Source organism: Bacillus sp. 01N45, from assembly GCF_056399205.1.
This window is the reverse complement of record NZ_JBFTQW010000002.1, coordinates 595,378-611,117: the sequence shown is the minus strand read 5'-3', so window position 1 is coordinate 611,117 and position 15,740 is coordinate 595,378. Positions and strand designations below refer to the sequence as shown.

The window sequence follows — 15,740 nt, the reverse complement described above, 5'->3', positions numbered from 1 at the left end:
AAATGAAATGTTATGATATCGGATTTATTCAAACATATATTGATGGAGAACTTTCTCATGATACAAGAAAGGAATTCACAAAGCACCTAGATACATGTGAAGCATGCCAAGATTTATTAGTAGAAATCAGTAAATTAAACAACTGGGAAAACATAATGCTAGATGGAGAATCTTCAAATTCACCACAAGAAATCAAAATTGATGTAGAACAAGCATGGAAAACATTTGAAAGTCGTTCCAAGCTAGACAATGTTTCTAATATAAATCATAAAAAACAACAGAAGAAGGGACTATTTACAAACATGAGTAAAAAATCAAAACGTTTCATTTATACAGCAGTAGCTGCAGGAGCACTTTTCACAACAGCAATGATTCCACAAGTACAAGTGGCGGCTACAAATGTTGCCTCATATTTTTCTGATGCAATTACAAATGATAAAGTTGTAAATGAAGGAATAACAGATGAAAATGGTGTCACACAAGATATGATGAAGAATGGTAAATATATTCCTATTGATGAAAAAATTACAGATCAAGGTATTACTGTACATCTCAAAGAATTATATATATCAGATTTACGTATATCAGTTCATTATAGAATGGAAAAAGCTGACGGAAGTTTAGTACCATTTGAATTTGATACATCAGGATTAGAGCTCGCAAGTGATGGTAAAATTAATGGGCAACAAGAGGAAAACCCTGAGATTAAAAATGATGGGAGACTATCATTTATCCATGATTCAGATGATCATCTTCCTTTTGAACTTATGGCAGCAGGTAAAAAATTAAATGATATAGGTATTCGTGATAATGATAGACCCGAAGGTGTTTCTACATTTGTTATAGTTAATGAAGGAAGAGACGAGTTTAAACAGCCCCTTACTTTAGATGTAAATATAAATAGAATTGGAAAAGTAATTGGATCTTGGAAAGGTCAATTTCAAATTGATACTTCACATTTGATAAATAAAACTAATTAAAATGAAAAAAAGAATAGAACAATATGTATCTAATGCTCAGTTTATATGTTTTCTTGTTTTCGTTACATTTATTTCTTATACAGTTTTTACTCTATCTTTTATTTATGATTTAAGTTTATAACCTTAAATCATAAATAAAAGATCATTACAAGAAAAAACTCCCTAAAACAGTAGGAAAATAAATAACCGGTTCCTTAACATATAAGGAATCGGTTATTTTGTATCTAAAATATGTCTAAACGTACAATTTTCTTTTTTTGATATGGTGACCCCATCGCCATCAACTTAAGAAAACAAGTCACCACAAAACGAAATTTTGTGCTAACTTGTGACAAAAAAGCTCATTTTTTCGTTTTGGGGTTATTTTAAAATCTTAGCTTGACGGGCATGTGATGGTACCCCTTTATGCGGTTTCAAAAGGAATATTTATCTGTAGCAATACTAAGTAACTATGATGGATTTGACTTTAAAAAATATGCTAACGAAATAGCAAAAATTGTTTTAGGAAAAGTAAAAAACAATAGAGCTTAGTTTTGCAATGATAAATGCTTTTTTTATTAGATAATTACTTTACCAATAATCGAGATGTTTGCGGATACATTTATTTTTGGGATACATAATTATATTTAGAGAATACCCAGTTGCAGTATTTGAGTTTTTAATAAGAAGGGATGCGAAGGAATGAACTCACAGAGACAAGGCTATGCAGGCTGGTGGCAAGGTGGACATGGTGGTTGGCCGGGTGGACACGGTGGTTGGCAAGGCGGACACGGTGGTTGGCAAGGCGGACACGGTGGTTGGCAAGGCGGACACGGTGGTTGGCAAGGCGGACATGGTGGTTGGCAAGGTGGACATGGGTATTAAAAAGATGCTATAAAATCATCTTTTATACAAGGTTTGTACATTTAGTCTCTTATTAGATTATATATTTTTTAAAAGCACTCTTTGAAAAGGAGTGTTTTTTTATTTTCCTTTGATTTAATTAAATCAAAGAAGTATCTTGTACTCCCTGTTTAACTTTTTCTAAATAGAAGTTTTCTATAAGACAATGAACTTGTCTTCCAAACAAATCGTTATTGTAACGCTTTTATCAAAGAAAAGTTCTTGTGACATTATTTTTATATTCGAAAATATTAATAATATATTGTGTGAAATTTTTGATGATTTAGGTTTAACATCTTTGATATAGGTGTATCACATATTGCATAACAACTAAATAAAGAAATAAAAAATTTAAAGGAGGAAAGATACCATGCACAAGAGTGAAAGGAAACCAATGGTTCATGAATATCAAAATTGATGCTATCCGTACGGACGATGCTACATTGGCAAGGGCCCGCGGATGGGTCGTATCACAGGCAGTTGCAATCCTTACCTACTACACGCCGCAAAACAATCCAATTTTGTACAATGAGGCGAAACCCTGGCTAGACCTAGTGCTAGTTCAAAAGTAATTCAGTGATTTTAAGAGTGAAACATATCTCAGTTATTCATATTCAACGGGCTTATTCAGAAAGCGAGAGAACCATAAAAACCGTTATCCTTTCAAGTATTTCACTGAAAGAATAACGGTTTTTTCATTTTTGGGGAAATTCGTCTCCTTAACTTGATGGGCATGTGGTGCTACCCCATCGCTATCAAGCAAAGGTTTTGAAATACCCCCTAAATAAAAATTTTCTTTATCTACAGGTGATTCCTTTGAAAAGTCTGCTTATTTTTTCTTAAGCTAATGAGGTATGTGGTGGTATTTCGCTATTTAGATATGCAATTAGGCATATTCTATTTATTTTAATTTCTTCTATGATAATATATAATCTGTATATTATCATATTAAATAAATAATGGGAATGATTAATGAAGAAACAGTCTCAATATATGTATCATTTAATTATTAGCATACTATCACTTTTAGCTATACTATTTTTGTTTTTTGGAAACTATAAAAGTACTATTTTTAAGTACTCATTTATCTTTATATGTTTAATTAATATGATAATAAATTTCCTTTCTTATTATAAAAAAAGAAATAATTAGTTCTCCATAAAATGAAAAAATACGCTATTCTTTCTGTAGAATCATAGGAAAGGATGGCGTTTTTTATGTCTGTTTCTGTGTCTGATGAATTACAACTATTTGCTCAAGAGATTCAAAGGTTTTTATCTCCAAATACCTTACGGAATCTTGCTAGAGATGTTGGTTTCGTTATGGGGGTACTTTAAAATCTTAGCTTGATAGACATGCGATAAGACCCCCAATTAAATATAAAAAAGAGCACTGATTTTTAGTGCTCTTTTTGTAAGCATTAAATAATGAAATTTGAAATATTCTTTAGAATAGCGAATAATTCAAATCTGTTTATTTTTAAGATTAATCAATACAGCAATACTTATGCATTTATTATATTTAAAAGGGCTATTTTATTGAAAGCAAATAATAGATAATTCTACTTTACCAATAAGGTTTACTTCTCCTTTTTCAACATCAGCATATATTATCTTCGGTAACCTCAATAATTTCACTCAATTGAATTTGGATCGTTGCTAATTTCCATGTAATTAGTAATTTTTTACATGAATACTTAGCGCGATATAAAAACCTTCCATATTTAAATGGAATTCCCTCTATCCGATTATATAAATCTATACAATTAAGAAAAACTATTCGAACTTTTAAATTCCAATTACAAGTAACGAGGTATTCTTCGAAAAAGAAGATAAAGATAGCTTTGAGTGTAGAGAGAAACTGTAATAAAAGTAAGATAGGGCAAAGACTAGTATTGAAAAATATAAAAGATGGAAGTAGCATAGGGGATTTACGCATAAAGTAAAATTGATGGTAAAGTTAACAAAATTTTCAATTAAGTCAGATAAAAGGGTGGTGTTTTTAACTTATAATAATGTTAATACAATGAAAATACGGCTGCGAATTAGTTGTTTTAAAAATCAAATTTAGATGGGAAGAGGATAATGAAGACCAGAGATAGTTATAAAATTATTGTAATTGGTGCTGGGACTGCAGGAATATCTTCTACTGCACATTTGTTACGAAATGTACCCCTATTGAAAGAAGATATAGCAATTATTGATCCATCAAAAAAACATTATTTCCAACCACTATGGAGTTTAGTGGGGGGAGGAATTGTTTCAAAGGAAAGTACGATGCGTGATCAAGAAGTGCTTATTCCAAAAGGTGCAACGTGGATTCCTAAAAGTGTTGTTAAGTTGTTTCCGGATGAAAATAAGCTGCTTTTAGATGATGGACTGCTGCTTGAGTATGAAATTCTTATTGTAGCAGCCGGTATACAAATAAATTGGAACGGCATTAAAGGCTTAAAGGAATCTATTGGGACTAATGGGGTTTGTAGCAATTACTCTTATAAATATGTTGATTCTACTTGGAGAGAAATTGAAAAATTTAAAGGAGGAAATGCAGTTTTTACCCACCCAAACACTCCTATTAAATGCGGTGGTGCTCCACAAAAGATTATGTATTTAGCAGAAGAGTATTTTTCTAATAGCGGTGTAAGAAACAAAAGTGAAGTAATGTTTTATACGGCGAACGCTAATATATTTCAGGTTCCACGTTATGCTAATACATTAGAACAAGTACTAGAAAGAAAGCAAATTATAACGAATTATAATAAAAACTTAGTAGAAATTATTGCCGAAAAAAGAGAAGCAATTTTTGAAGATACGCAAACACTGAAAAGAGAAACTGTACCATACAGTATGATCCATGTTGTTCCACCAATGGGGCCACCTAATTTTATTAAAGAGAGTGAGATAAGTGATTCTCAGGGGTGGGTAGATATAAGCCCTTATACTTTGCAGCATATACAGTATAAGAATATTTTCGGACTTGGAGATTGTACCAATTTACCCACCTCTAAAACTGGAGCGGCAATTCGAAAACAAATACCTGTCTTAAAACAAAATATTATGGACGTACTTAACGGAAGAGACTTGCATGCTAAATATGATGGATATACATCCTGCCCGATTGTTACAGGTTATAAAAGTCTTATACTCGCTGAATTTAACTATGAACATGAGCCTCAAGAAACATTTCCGTTTAATCAAGCGAAAGAACGATATAGTATGTTTTTACTTAAAAGATATATGTTGCCCTATATGTATTGGAATTTTATGTTGAAAGGGATGCTATAGGAGAAGATAGAAAGCAGTTATACAAATTGAAAAGTAATTTGAAATAACTATTTGGAGGGAATAGCTATGCTTTTAAAATATTTTTATGATGAAAAATTAGCACATGCTTCCTATTTGGTCGGTTGTCAGAAGGAAGGCGTAGCAATTGTAATTGATCCAGATCGCTATATAGAACAATATATAGAATTTGCTAAGAAAGAGGGAATGGAAGTAATTGCTGCGGCTGAAACTCACATTCATGCAGATTTTCTTTCTGGGTCTAGAGAACTTTCTAATCTTTATCATGCAAAGTTATATGTATCTGATGAAGGAAATTGTGATTGGAAATATCAATATCTTAACGAAGGTCGATACAAATTGGTTAGAGAGGGCACAGAGTTTAAAATAGGTCATATAAAATTTAATGTAATTCACACCCCAGGGCATACGCCTGAAAGTATTTCTTTTTTAGTAACTGATACAAGTCAAAATAATTATACGAATGATAAGCCAATGGGAATATTCACAGGTGATTTTATATTTGTAGGAGATATAGGAAGACCGGATTTATTAGAAACTGCTGTAGGTATGAAAAATACTGCAAAAATAGGAGCGAAACAATTATTTAATTCTATACAAAAAATAAAAATACTCCCTGATTATTTGCAAATATGGCCATCACATGGTGCAGGAAGCGCATGTGGAAAAGCATTAGGAGCAATTCCAACTTCTACATTAGGTTATGAAAAGATGTTCAATTGGGCATTTCAGTGTAATGAAGAAAGTGATTTTGTATCGACTTTATTGAGGGGACAACCAGAGCCTCCAAAGTATTTTTCATTAATGAAGAATTTAAATAAGTCTGGTCCTCCAATTCGTAAGAAGAGAGAAGTTATTGCTATTGATACAGTAGAAAAACTTCAAGAAGTTATGAGGAGTGTTCAGCAAATAGTTGATATAAGGGATGTAGAGAGTTTTGCTTCTGGTCACATCGAGAAATCAATTAACATACCTTATAACAATTCCTTTACAACTTGGTGTGGATGGTTACTAGATTATAAAACAGAAACTTTAATCATTCTAGATGAGGAAAAGGTTAGAGTGGAGGAAGTTATTAGAGACTTTGAATCTATTGGGCTAGATAATATTATTGCTTTTGTACCTGTAAAGGTAATACAAAGATTTAATAGATTAGAAAGTTACAAAGAAGACACATCAATCGAATTATATCCGCATATAAAAAGTGGAAGTGTTAAGGTAATCGACGTGCGTAGTAAAAAAGAGTGGGAGGAAGGACATCTTCATGATGCAATACATATCCCTTTAGGAAATCTATTTAAGCAGCTAGATTGTATACCAAAAGATTGCCCAATAGTTTTACAATGTCGAACCGGATTGCGTTCCGCTATAGCAGCTAGTATTTTACAAAGAGCAGGTATAAAGGGAGTAGTGAATTTAAAGGGAGGATTTCTTGCATGGAAAAAAGAAGAGCTTCCTTATATAACATGTAATCGCAATGTGTAGGGAAATAATTTTTATTAATTTATCCGATAAGGAAAATTGCGGATTACATAGGGGTATATCTATATATAGGAGCAATACAGTTAGATAGTGTATTAAAATAGGAGAAATAGATGATTTATTCTATAGACCTGAATTTATTCAGAATTATGCTGATGAGCAAATAGATATAGTTTTATCAGGACACGCTCATGGTGGACAATTTAGGTTACCATTTATCAGCAAATTAGTGGCTCCAAATCAAGGTGTTTTACCTAAATATACAACCAGTTTATATGAAAAACAAAATACGTCTATGGTAGTAAGTATAGGATTAGGCAATAGTATCATTCCGCAAAGAATTTTTAATAGGCCAGAACTTGTAGTCGTACAGTTAAATTGAACTGTACGACTTTTTGTACAGAAAAAATAGGCCATATGCATTTTATACAAGTTAACATTACAGTTTTGTTAAAAATTTTCTACGTTACATAAAGTAACAAAATTTGACCCGGAGAGTTTGTTATAGTGTAAATAATCAAAAAACTTAAAAATTAGTCGAGTGAAAAGTGTGATAAGCAATTCAGTAAAAAACTTAAAGGGGTGTACACATGCATAAAGAATATGAAATTGAAGAGTATACGGCGATTGAGGAACAAATACATTATTATTGTAAATGTTTATTAGTAAGTCATCCTGATCAAATTATAAAGTATTTAGAAAAAAGGTTAGAAAAATATGCAGAAACATTACAATATGCACATTTATATCCTGATACAGTTATTTTACCGTTACAGCAATTAGTTATCGAATATTCTTTAGATGTTGCTAGAATTAGAAAATATATGAATTTAAAAACGTAAAATGAAATATATAATTTAAATGAAACAGAGTCGACTTTAAGAAATGAAATTCTAATGTCGACTCTGTTTCATTGTTTAAGATTGAAAATACATACTAATCAATGAAGTTTGACATATAATTACGCAAGAGTAAAATGAAAGTGAGTACTCACTCATTTTGAAAAGGGGGAAGAATACATGCAGCAACCTGCTATTATTTTACGAACCGTGTCAAAAAGTTTTTGGAAAAAAGAAGTTTTACACAATCTTTCATTGCAAGTTGAAAAAGCAGAGATATTTGGTTTAGTTGGGCCTTCAGGTTCAGGGAAAACGACTCTTATTAAATTGATTGCAGGTATTAATGAGGCAACGAAAGGTGAAGTGCTTGTATACAACACGAACATGCCTAATTTAAATGAAATGAAAAGAATTGGTTATATGGCTCAGGCTGATGCATTATATGAAGAACTATCAGCATATGAAAATGCAGATTTTATTGCAACGATGTATGGATTAAAAGGAAAACATAAAAAAGAAAGAATCGAAGAGGTTTTTGACCTTGTACAATTATCAAAACATATAAGACAGCAAGTGCAGCATTTTTCAGGTGGGATGAAGAAGCGTTTATCATTAGCGATAGCACTCCTTCATGAACCTGAAATATTAATTTTAGATGAGCCAACAGTGGGGATAGATCCACTTCTTAGAAAAACAATCTGGGAAAAATTTTATGATTTGAAAAAGAAAGGCACAACTATTATTGTAACGACGCACATTATGGATGAAGCTGAGTTTTGTGAGCGTTTAGGGTTGATTAGAGAAGGAAAGCTAGTTGCGACTGGAACACCTGAAGAATTGAAAAAACGGGTATCATCAGGACGGATTGAAGATGTCTTTTTGTTGGAAGAGGTGGCCCTATCATGAGAGTTACTGGTGTAATCATTCGTATTATTCGCCAATTTTTTCGAGATAAACGTTCGTTAGCGATGATGTTTGGGGCACCAATGTTATTACTTTGGTTATTGTCTCTAGTGTTTACACAAAAAGACTATGTACCGCATATTGCTGTAGTTGATGTGCCTGCTCCTATTGTAAAAACAATGAAAACTCAAGAAGCCTCAATTTATGAATATGGCAAAGAGAAAGCAATTTCAGAGTTAGAACAGCAAAAGGTAGATGCAGTAATTTATTTAGAGAATGGGAAAATGAATGTTTTATTAGAAGGAAGTGATTCATCAAAAAATCGTGCTGTACTTCAAGTTTTACAAAAGAGTTCAGAAAAGAATGATGTATCAGTTATGAAGCCTGAAGTAAATTACTTACATGGCTCTAAAGACTTTACAATGTTTGATGGGCTTGGCCCCGTATTGATTGGTTTCTTTACATTTTTCTTTGTATTTATATTATCTGGAGTTTCTTTTGTTAGAGAACGTTTAAGTGGTACATTAGAGAGGTTATTGTCCACTCCAGTGAGAAGATGGGAAATAGTTGTAGGATATATTATTGGTTTTGGAATCTTTGCATTTATACAATCAATTATAATCGTGAATTTTTCAGTTTATATTTTAGACTTGTATGTAGCTGGCTCCATATGGCTAACGCTACTTATTACATGTATGCTTTCTTTAACAGCACTAACTTTAGGGACATTTTTATCAGCATACGCAAATAATGAATTTCAAATGATTCAATTTATACCGCTTGTCATTGTGCCACAAATTTTCTTTTCTGGGTTGTTTCCAATTGAATCTATGAATAAGTGGCTACAAATGTTAGGGAAATTATTTCCGCTCACATATGGAGCTGACGCAATGAGACAAGTGATGATTCGAAATCAAGGATTTACAGAGATTGCGTTAGATCTAACTGTATTACTACTTTTTTCTCTATTATTTGCAATAGGGAATGTATTTGCATTAAAGAAACATCGGAAAATATAATGATGATACAAAGGGGTATTATAGATGAAGAAGGATTGGTTGGATGAATTAATTGCCGCAACTAATACGGATAAACGAAATGAACGTCAAATGCGTATTTTAGAGGCAGCTGTTGATATGTTTGGAGAAAAAGGATATGCATCAACTTCTACAAGTGAAATTGCAAAGCGTGCTGGTGTAGCGGAAGGAACAATCTTCCGCTACTATAAAACGAAAAAAGATTTATTGTTAGCAGTCGTCATGCCGACATTAACAAAGTTTGCTGCACCATTTTTCGTACAAGCCTTTGCAAAGGAAATATTTAAATCGAAGTATGAATCATATGAGGGACTTTTACGAGTTGTCATTCATAATAGATTTGAATTTGCTCAAAAGCACTTTCCTATGATTAAAATATTAATTCAAGAAGTACCATTTCAACCAGAGCTAAAAAATGAAATACAACAATTAGTAGAAACGGAACTGTTTTCACATTTCAAAAAGTTGATTGTGAAGTTTCAAGATAAAGGAGAAATTATTGAGATACCACCATCTTCTGTATTACGTCTTACTTTATCAGCTGTATTAGGTTTACTATTAACACGATTTTTATTATTGCCTGAAGAAAAATGGGATGATGAAGTGGAAATTGAAAATACGATTCAATTTATATTGTATGGATTAACGCCACGAATCTAACTATAACAACATTTTAGGGGTTTGATTTTTGGTATTTAAATAAATGTAATTTAATAGGTTTAATCATAAGTAAAAATATGTTGATGTGTGAATTACATATACTATTTTTAAGCAAATAATAAATCGCCTTTAAAAAGGCGATTTATATTCATTATACAATTTTGATAAATAAGTACTTGTTTACGAAAAACATTCTAGATTAACGTACTTCTTTGTCTCTTCTTCTAAGACCTAATAATCCTGCTAGACCTAATAAACCCAGCCAAGCCCAATTATTATTTCTATCATGATTATTATTTAAATCATTTGTCGTATTTACATTTCGAGTTCTCACATCATTATTAACTCTGTTCAAGTTATTATCATTAACTCTGTTCAAGTTATTATCATTAACTCTGTTCAAGTTATTATCATTAACTCTGTTCAAGTTATTGTCATTAACTCGAGTTGACATATCAGTGTTATTAACTCTATTCATATGATTTCCATCGTATTCAGCTTGGGCAGATGTGCCTAAAAATATAATAGATAGTGCTAAAACACTTAAAATAGATGATAATTTTTTCTTCATAAATTTCCCCTCCTTTCTTATGTATTAATTTCTCCATTGCTTTTGTACATTATTCGTATCACAGTATCTAAATCATAAAGTTAAAATTATTAGAACTATCTTTAATCTCCATTATTAAAAGGACAGGTAAATACAACGAAGCGGTTAACAAAAGTTAACCGCTTACGCCATGTTATGCTTGATCAGATTGAAGAACATGTAAAGGAGGAGGAATAATCCAGCCTTTTTTCTTATTTAACCGTAGTAAGGTAGCACCTGCTTGTGCCTTTTTCATATGGAATTGTCCAAACATCATTCCTACGTCTTCTCGAAGTGATTGTCCCATCGCTTGGCTACATGCTACTAGTCCAGCAGCAAGATCCATAGAAACTTTAGCTGCAATTTCTGCGTCATTAATACGAGCACCAGGAGGGATTGTTTCAATAGATGCAACTGGACGCTCTGGAGGTGCCGGTGGTAATGCCACACCGTTTGATTTTAACAAGTTTTTTAGTTCTTCAACTTCTGATTGGATATCATTTTCTATAAGATTTTCTAAAAACTTTTTTAAGTCCTCGTCTCCAGAATGATTGACAAGAACTTGGTAACCAGCAATTGCACCTTGTGCCCCTGCAAGATAACTCCAAATTGCAAAGACTTCTCCGTAATGCATTGGTTCATTTTGGGGATTACCACTTAATACTCCCATTTTAATATGCCTCCTTAAAATGAATGGATTTTTTGAAATATTTTTTACCAAAGAAAAAATGCTTCTGAAAATGTTCCGTAATAAAGAAAGTAGGTTTCTAAAATTCATTTGGAACACCCTAACTACAAGTAATACTTTCTCAGTCTATAATGTACAAATATAAAGAATATATTCCAAATAACTTGGGATTAAAATTCGTATTAAGACTTATTTTAATTTAAATGTAAAGAGGAGAGGAAAGAATCTGTAACTATGCTAGTAAAGATGGATTGTGTTTAGACAAAAATGTATTAACAAGTTTGTACAAGAACTTGTTAATACATATACGAAATAGATTTGAATTGCAGTTGATATGGCATTAAATTTATAGTTATTATAAAAATAATCAATATAAACAGACTTTGCTTAAGATACTAATATCAGTACAATTTAGATTGTATGGATTGATACCATGGAGGTAATGAAATGCGGCAATTTGCAAAACCAACAATAGTTGTAAGTAAATGTTTAGAATTTGATGCCTGTCGTTATAATGCAGAGATGATACCAGATGTAACAATACGAAATTTGCAGCCATTTGTTACATTTATACCTGTTTGTCCAGAAGTCGAGATCGGATTGGGGACTCCTCGTGAAACGATACGAATTGTAGAAGAAAATGGTGTGAATAGGCTTGTACAGCCGTCGACACGAGAAGATGTAACTGAAAAAATGGAGCAATTTTCATATGTCTTTTTACAAACGGTATCTGATGTGGATGGTTTTATTTTAAAGAATCGTTCGCCGAGTTGTGGTACGCGTGATGTGAAAATTTATTCTGGTTTTGAAAAAGCACCAGCAAAAGGAAAGGGATCTGGCTTATTTGGCGGAGCAGTAATAAAAAATTTTTCGCATCTTCCAATTGAAGAAGAGGGTAGATTGTCGAATTTTATTATTAGAGAACATTTCTTTACAAGGCTGTTTACAATCGCGCATTACAAAATGATTAAACATACTAAAAACATAAAAGAACTCGTATCATTTCAATCAGACTATAAGTATTTATTTATGGCATATAATCAGGTAAAACAAAAGGAATTGGGGCGTATTATTGCAAACCAAAAAAATGAAACGATTGAAGTGGTATTTGAAAACTATGAGAAGACTTTATATGAATTATTTATGCGCACACCCCGCTATACATCGAATGTAAATGTATGTGAGCATATTTTTGGATATTTTAAAACTAAGCTGAAAAAACAAGAAAAAGATCATTTTTTAGATTTGATACAAAAGTATATAGAAAAGAAAGTCCCGCTTAGTAGCTTACTTGCAATTTTAAAATCATGGGCCATTCGATTTGACGAAAAGTATTTATTAAGACAAACATATTTTGAACCTTACCCTGAAGCTTTAGTAGAAATTTCTGATTCGGGAAAAGGTAGAGATTATTAAACAATAAATTACATAATTCGACAAGAAAACTCCTATGTTGTTGTAGAACAATGTAGGAATTTTTTTGTGCATTAGTACAGAATCTGTTTTAAAATTAAGTTATGACAGAATTATAGCAATTGTCTAACTAATATTCGTGTCTTTTAATTCGTAATGTTTGTAGTAGAAACTCGCACGCTGTCGAAACTCAATATTCGATAAGGGGTGTGTAGCGGAATGGAATTTACTCTAACTCGCGAAAAACAAATGATTAAAGAAATGGTACGTGACTTTGCTGAAAAGGAAATCGCACCGAAAGCTGTATATTATGACAAAACTGCGGAATTTCCATATGAAACATTTCAAAAAATGGGCGAACTAGGATTATTAGGAATCCCATTCCCTGAAGAGTATGGAGGTTCAGGTGGCGATACTGTATCGTACGCGTTAGCAGTTGAAGAAATTGGTCGTGCTTGTGGTGGGACAGGATTAAGTTACGCTGCAACAATTTCTTTAGGTGCTTCTCCAATTTATTATTTCGGTACAGAAGAACAAAAACAGAAATATTTAATTCCAATGGCATCAGGTAAAACTTTAGGTGCTTTCGGATTAACTGAGCCGAATGCTGGATCTGATGCAGGTGGTACACAAACGAAAGCTGTATTAGATGGAGACGAGTATGTTATTAGTGGTGAAAAGTGTTGGATTACAAATGCAGAGTATGCAAATACAATTATTGTAACCGCTATCAACGGTGTTGAAGATAATGGTAGAAAGCGTATTTCGGCATTTATCGTACCGACTACAAGTGAAGGATTAACGATTTCAAGTCCTTACGATAAGATGGGTGTTCGTGCTTCTAATACATGTGAAATCGTACTTGATGGTGTACGTGTACCGAAAGAAAATATTCTTGGTGATGTAAATAAAGGATTTAAACAATTCTTATATACACTTGATGGAGGACGTATTTCAATCGCAGCATTAGCAGTAGGTATTGCACAATCTGCATTTGAACGTGCGCTGCAATATGCGAAAGAACGTCAACAATTTGGAAAGTCAATCTCTAATTTCCAAGCGATTCAATTTAAATTAGCTGATATGGCGACTGAAGTAGAACTTGCACGTAATTTAGTACATAAAGCGGCTTGGTTAAAAGATAATGATAAACCTTTCGGTAAAGAAGCGGCTATGGCAAAGTTATTTGCATCTGAGGCTGCTAGTCGTATTGCAAATCAAGCGGTACAAATTCACGGTGGATACGGCTATATGCGTGAATATGAAGTGGAACGACATATTCGTGATGCAAAACTATTAGAAATTGGTGAAGGAACTTCTGAAATTCAACGTCTCGTAATTGCAAGACATTTAGGATGTAGATAAAAAGGAGGAATCACTATGTTTCAAAAAATATTAATTGCTAATCGCGGGGAAATCGCAGTTCGTATTATGAAAACTTGTCAAAAACTTGGCATTCGCACTGTTGCTATTTATTCTGAGGCTGATGAAAATGCCCTACATGTAAAAATGGCAAATGAAGCTTACTTAGTAGGTGGACCGCGTGTCCAAGAAAGCTATTTAAACCTTGAAAAAATTATTGAAATAGCTAAGAAGACAAATGCTGAAGCAATCCATCCGGGATATGGATTATTATCAGAGAATCCATCTTTTCCGGTTCGCTGTAGAGAAGAAGGAATTGTATTTATCGGTCCATCTGAAGAAATTATTACGAAGATGGGAAGTAAAATCGAATCTCGTATTGCAATGCAAGCTGCAGATGTCCCAGTAGTTCCAGGTATTACTACAAATATTGAAACTGCTGAAGAAGCAATTGAAATTGCAAAACAAATTGGTTATCCATTAATGCTGAAGGCATCCGCAGGCGGCGGAGGCATTGGAATGCAGTTGATGGAAACTGAGCAAACGCTCACCAAAGCATTTGAAAGTAACAAAACAAGAGCACAAAACTTCTTCGGTAACGGAGAAATGTATTTAGAGCGCTATATTGCAGATGCACATCATATTGAAATTCAGCTTTTAGCAGATACACATGGTAACACAGTGTATTTATGGGAGCGTGAATGTTCCGTGCAGCGCCGAAATCAAAAAGTAATTGAAGAAGCACCTTCACCATTTTTAGATGAAGGTACGCGAAAAGCGATGGGGGAAGTTGCTGTACAAGCTGCCAAAGCTCTAGGCTATACAAATGCAGGTACAGTTGAGTTTCTTGTAGATGATCAGAAGAACTTTTATTTCTTAGAGATGAATACGAGATTACAAGTAGAGCATCCAGTTACAGAAGAAATTACAGGTTTAGATCTTGTAGAACAACAACTTCTAATTGCATACGGTGAGAAACTATCATTTACACAAGATGATGTAAAACGTAGTGGTCATGCCATTGAGGCACGTATTTATGCAGAGGATCCGAAAACTTTCTTCCCATCACCTGGAAAGATTACAGATTTAACGCTTCCATCAAATGTACGTATTGATCACTTTTTGGAGAATCAAGTCACGATTACACCTTTCTACGATCCAATGATTGCGAAAGTCATTGCTCATGGTGAAACTCGTGAAGAAGCAATTTCAAAATTACATGATGCTTTAGAAGAGTTAAAAGTAGAAGGTATTAAAACGAACACGCCAATGTTACTTCAAGTATTGGAAGACGATGTGTTCAAAAGTGGTATTTATACAACAGGTTTTGTAACGAAACAACTTGTTAAAAAATAAGGTTTAACAATATTAAGGGGGAAAAAATGATGACGAAGGTATATGCATCGATGGCAGGAAATGTATGGAAGATTGTTGTAGGAGTAGGAGATACAGTAGAGGAAGAGCAGGATGTCGTCATTTTAGAATCTATGAAAATGGAAATTCCAATCATTTCAGAAGAAGCTGGCACAGTTATGAAAATTAATGTGCAAGAAGGCGATTTTGTAAATGAAGGAGATGTATTACTAGAAATTGAATAGGGAGA

Annotated in this window: 14 protein-coding genes and 2 pseudogenes; 14 read left to right on the top strand and 2 right to left on the bottom strand. The window is 33.0% G+C overall.

Annotated features, from left to right (window positions below; translation table 11 throughout):
* Window positions 1-2 precede the first annotated feature (2 nt).
* The 10 genes and pseudogenes from AC1DMU_RS07360 (at window position 3) to AC1DMU_RS07315 (ending at window position 10,085) form a co-directional block, all read left to right on the top strand.
* Window positions 3-980 (top strand): DUF4179 domain-containing protein, encoded by a 978-nt coding sequence (locus AC1DMU_RS07360; RefSeq protein ID WP_088610471.1) that lies wholly within the window; start codon window positions 3-5, stop codon window positions 978-980.
* Between the two features lie 402 nt (window positions 981-1,382).
* A pseudogene (locus AC1DMU_RS07355) lies at window positions 1,383-1,511 on the top strand (D-alanyl-D-alanine carboxypeptidase); the annotation flags it as partial.
* Window positions 1,512-1,661: 150 nt separating this feature from the next.
* The gene (locus tag AC1DMU_RS07350; protein ID WP_073540906.1) at window positions 1,662-1,844 is read left to right on the top strand and encodes a hypothetical protein; all 183 of its coding nucleotides are present in this window, start codon (window positions 1,662-1,664) and stop codon (window positions 1,842-1,844) included.
* A gap of 2,102 nt (window positions 1,845-3,946) precedes the next feature.
* Window positions 3,947-5,146 carry an FAD/NAD(P)-binding oxidoreductase gene (locus AC1DMU_RS07345; RefSeq protein ID WP_088063508.1) on the top strand — a complete coding sequence of 400 codons (1,200 nt, stop codon included), beginning with the start codon at window positions 3,947-3,949 and terminating at the stop codon, window positions 5,144-5,146.
* A 66-nt stretch (window positions 5,147-5,212) separates the two neighbouring features.
* Entirely contained in the window at window positions 5,213-6,649 is a 1,437-nt protein-coding gene (locus tag AC1DMU_RS07340) for an MBL fold metallo-hydrolase (protein ID WP_088063509.1), read from the top strand.
* 115 nt (window positions 6,650-6,764) lie between these two features.
* Window positions 6,765-7,028: pseudogene (locus AC1DMU_RS07335) on the top strand (metallophosphoesterase); the annotation flags it as partial.
* Between the two features lie 208 nt (window positions 7,029-7,236).
* Window positions 7,237-7,488, top strand: a complete 252-nt coding sequence (locus tag AC1DMU_RS07330; protein ID WP_000548621.1) for a hypothetical protein — start codon at window positions 7,237-7,239, stop codon at window positions 7,486-7,488.
* A 177-nt stretch (window positions 7,489-7,665) separates the two neighbouring features.
* Complete coding sequence (locus AC1DMU_RS07325) at window positions 7,666-8,391, top strand: ABC transporter ATP-binding protein (protein WP_048546950.1); 726 nt, start codon at window positions 7,666-7,668, stop codon at window positions 8,389-8,391.
* A complete protein-coding gene (locus AC1DMU_RS07320; protein WP_088063510.1) occupies window positions 8,388-9,407 on the top strand; it encodes an ABC transporter permease in 1,020 nt (339 codons plus the stop codon). Before AC1DMU_RS07325 ends, AC1DMU_RS07320 begins: the two co-directional genes overlap by 4 nt.
* Window positions 9,408-9,431: 24 nt before the next feature.
* Window positions 9,432-10,085, top strand: a complete 654-nt coding sequence (locus AC1DMU_RS07315) for a TetR/AcrR family transcriptional regulator (protein ID WP_060488911.1) — start codon at window positions 9,432-9,434, stop codon at window positions 10,083-10,085.
* 199 nt (window positions 10,086-10,284) lie between these two features.
* On the opposite strand, the gene AC1DMU_RS07310 is transcribed toward AC1DMU_RS07315, so the two are convergent.
* The gene (locus tag AC1DMU_RS07310) at window positions 10,285-10,656 is read right to left on the bottom strand and encodes a WGxxGxxG family protein (protein WP_476941486.1); all 372 of its coding nucleotides are present in this window, start codon (window positions 10,654-10,656) and stop codon (window positions 10,285-10,287) included.
* A gap of 172 nt (window positions 10,657-10,828) precedes the next feature.
* Window positions 10,829-11,344 (bottom strand): DUF3231 family protein, encoded by a 516-nt coding sequence (locus AC1DMU_RS07305; protein ID WP_087986148.1) that lies wholly within the window; start codon window positions 11,342-11,344, stop codon window positions 10,829-10,831.
* Between the two features lie 465 nt (window positions 11,345-11,809).
* Between AC1DMU_RS07305 and AC1DMU_RS07300 the strand changes: the two genes are divergently transcribed.
* The 4 genes from AC1DMU_RS07300 (at window position 11,810) to AC1DMU_RS07285 (ending at window position 15,735) form a co-directional block, all read left to right on the top strand.
* Window positions 11,810-12,778, top strand: coding sequence for a YbgA family protein (locus AC1DMU_RS07300; RefSeq protein ID WP_088063512.1), 969 nt, complete (start codon window positions 11,810-11,812; stop codon window positions 12,776-12,778).
* Between the two features lie 216 nt (window positions 12,779-12,994).
* The gene (locus AC1DMU_RS07295) at window positions 12,995-14,140 is read left to right on the top strand and encodes an acyl-CoA dehydrogenase (RefSeq protein ID WP_000397260.1); all 1,146 of its coding nucleotides are present in this window, start codon (window positions 12,995-12,997) and stop codon (window positions 14,138-14,140) included.
* 15 nt (window positions 14,141-14,155) lie between these two features.
* Window positions 14,156-15,493 (top strand): acetyl-CoA carboxylase biotin carboxylase subunit, encoded by a 1,338-nt coding sequence (locus AC1DMU_RS07290; RefSeq protein WP_000486754.1) that lies wholly within the window; start codon window positions 14,156-14,158, stop codon window positions 15,491-15,493.
* 26 nt (window positions 15,494-15,519) lie between these two features.
* Window positions 15,520-15,735: an acetyl-CoA carboxylase biotin carboxyl carrier protein subunit gene (locus tag AC1DMU_RS07285; protein WP_001987345.1), complete on the top strand. Its 216-nt coding sequence runs from the start codon at window positions 15,520-15,522 to the stop codon at window positions 15,733-15,735.
* Window positions 15,736-15,740: the final 5 nt, after the last annotated feature.

Bases quoted from the DNA above. Each gene is read 5' to 3' on its own strand.
- AC1DMU_RS07360 (WP_088610471.1), top strand. From the start codon at position 3: ATGAAATGTTATGATATCGGATTTATTCAAACATATATTGATGGAGAA.
- AC1DMU_RS07350 (WP_073540906.1), top strand. From the start codon at position 1,662: ATGAACTCACAGAGACAAGGCTATGCAGGCTGGTGGCAAGGTGGACAT.
- AC1DMU_RS07345 (WP_088063508.1), top strand. From the start codon at position 3,947: ATGAAGACCAGAGATAGTTATAAAATTATTGTAATTGGTGCTGGGACT.
- AC1DMU_RS07340 (WP_088063509.1), top strand. From the start codon at position 5,213: ATGCTTTTAAAATATTTTTATGATGAAAAATTAGCACATGCTTCCTAT.
- AC1DMU_RS07330 (WP_000548621.1), top strand. From the start codon at position 7,237: ATGCATAAAGAATATGAAATTGAAGAGTATACGGCGATTGAGGAACAA.
- AC1DMU_RS07325 (WP_048546950.1), top strand. From the start codon at position 7,666: ATGCAGCAACCTGCTATTATTTTACGAACCGTGTCAAAAAGTTTTTGG.
- AC1DMU_RS07320 (WP_088063510.1), top strand. From the start codon at position 8,388: ATGAGAGTTACTGGTGTAATCATTCGTATTATTCGCCAATTTTTTCGA.
- AC1DMU_RS07315 (WP_060488911.1), top strand. From the start codon at position 9,432: ATGAAGAAGGATTGGTTGGATGAATTAATTGCCGCAACTAATACGGAT.
- AC1DMU_RS07310 (WP_476941486.1), bottom strand. From the start codon at position 10,656: ATGAAGAAAAAATTATCATCTATTTTAAGTGTTTTAGCACTATCTATT.
- AC1DMU_RS07305 (WP_087986148.1), bottom strand. From the start codon at position 11,344: ATGGGAGTATTAAGTGGTAATCCCCAAAATGAACCAATGCATTACGGA.
- AC1DMU_RS07300 (WP_088063512.1), top strand. From the start codon at position 11,810: ATGCGGCAATTTGCAAAACCAACAATAGTTGTAAGTAAATGTTTAGAA.
- AC1DMU_RS07295 (WP_000397260.1), top strand. From the start codon at position 12,995: ATGGAATTTACTCTAACTCGCGAAAAACAAATGATTAAAGAAATGGTA.
- AC1DMU_RS07290 (WP_000486754.1), top strand. From the start codon at position 14,156: ATGTTTCAAAAAATATTAATTGCTAATCGCGGGGAAATCGCAGTTCGT.
- AC1DMU_RS07285 (WP_001987345.1), top strand. From the start codon at position 15,520: ATGATGACGAAGGTATATGCATCGATGGCAGGAAATGTATGGAAGATT.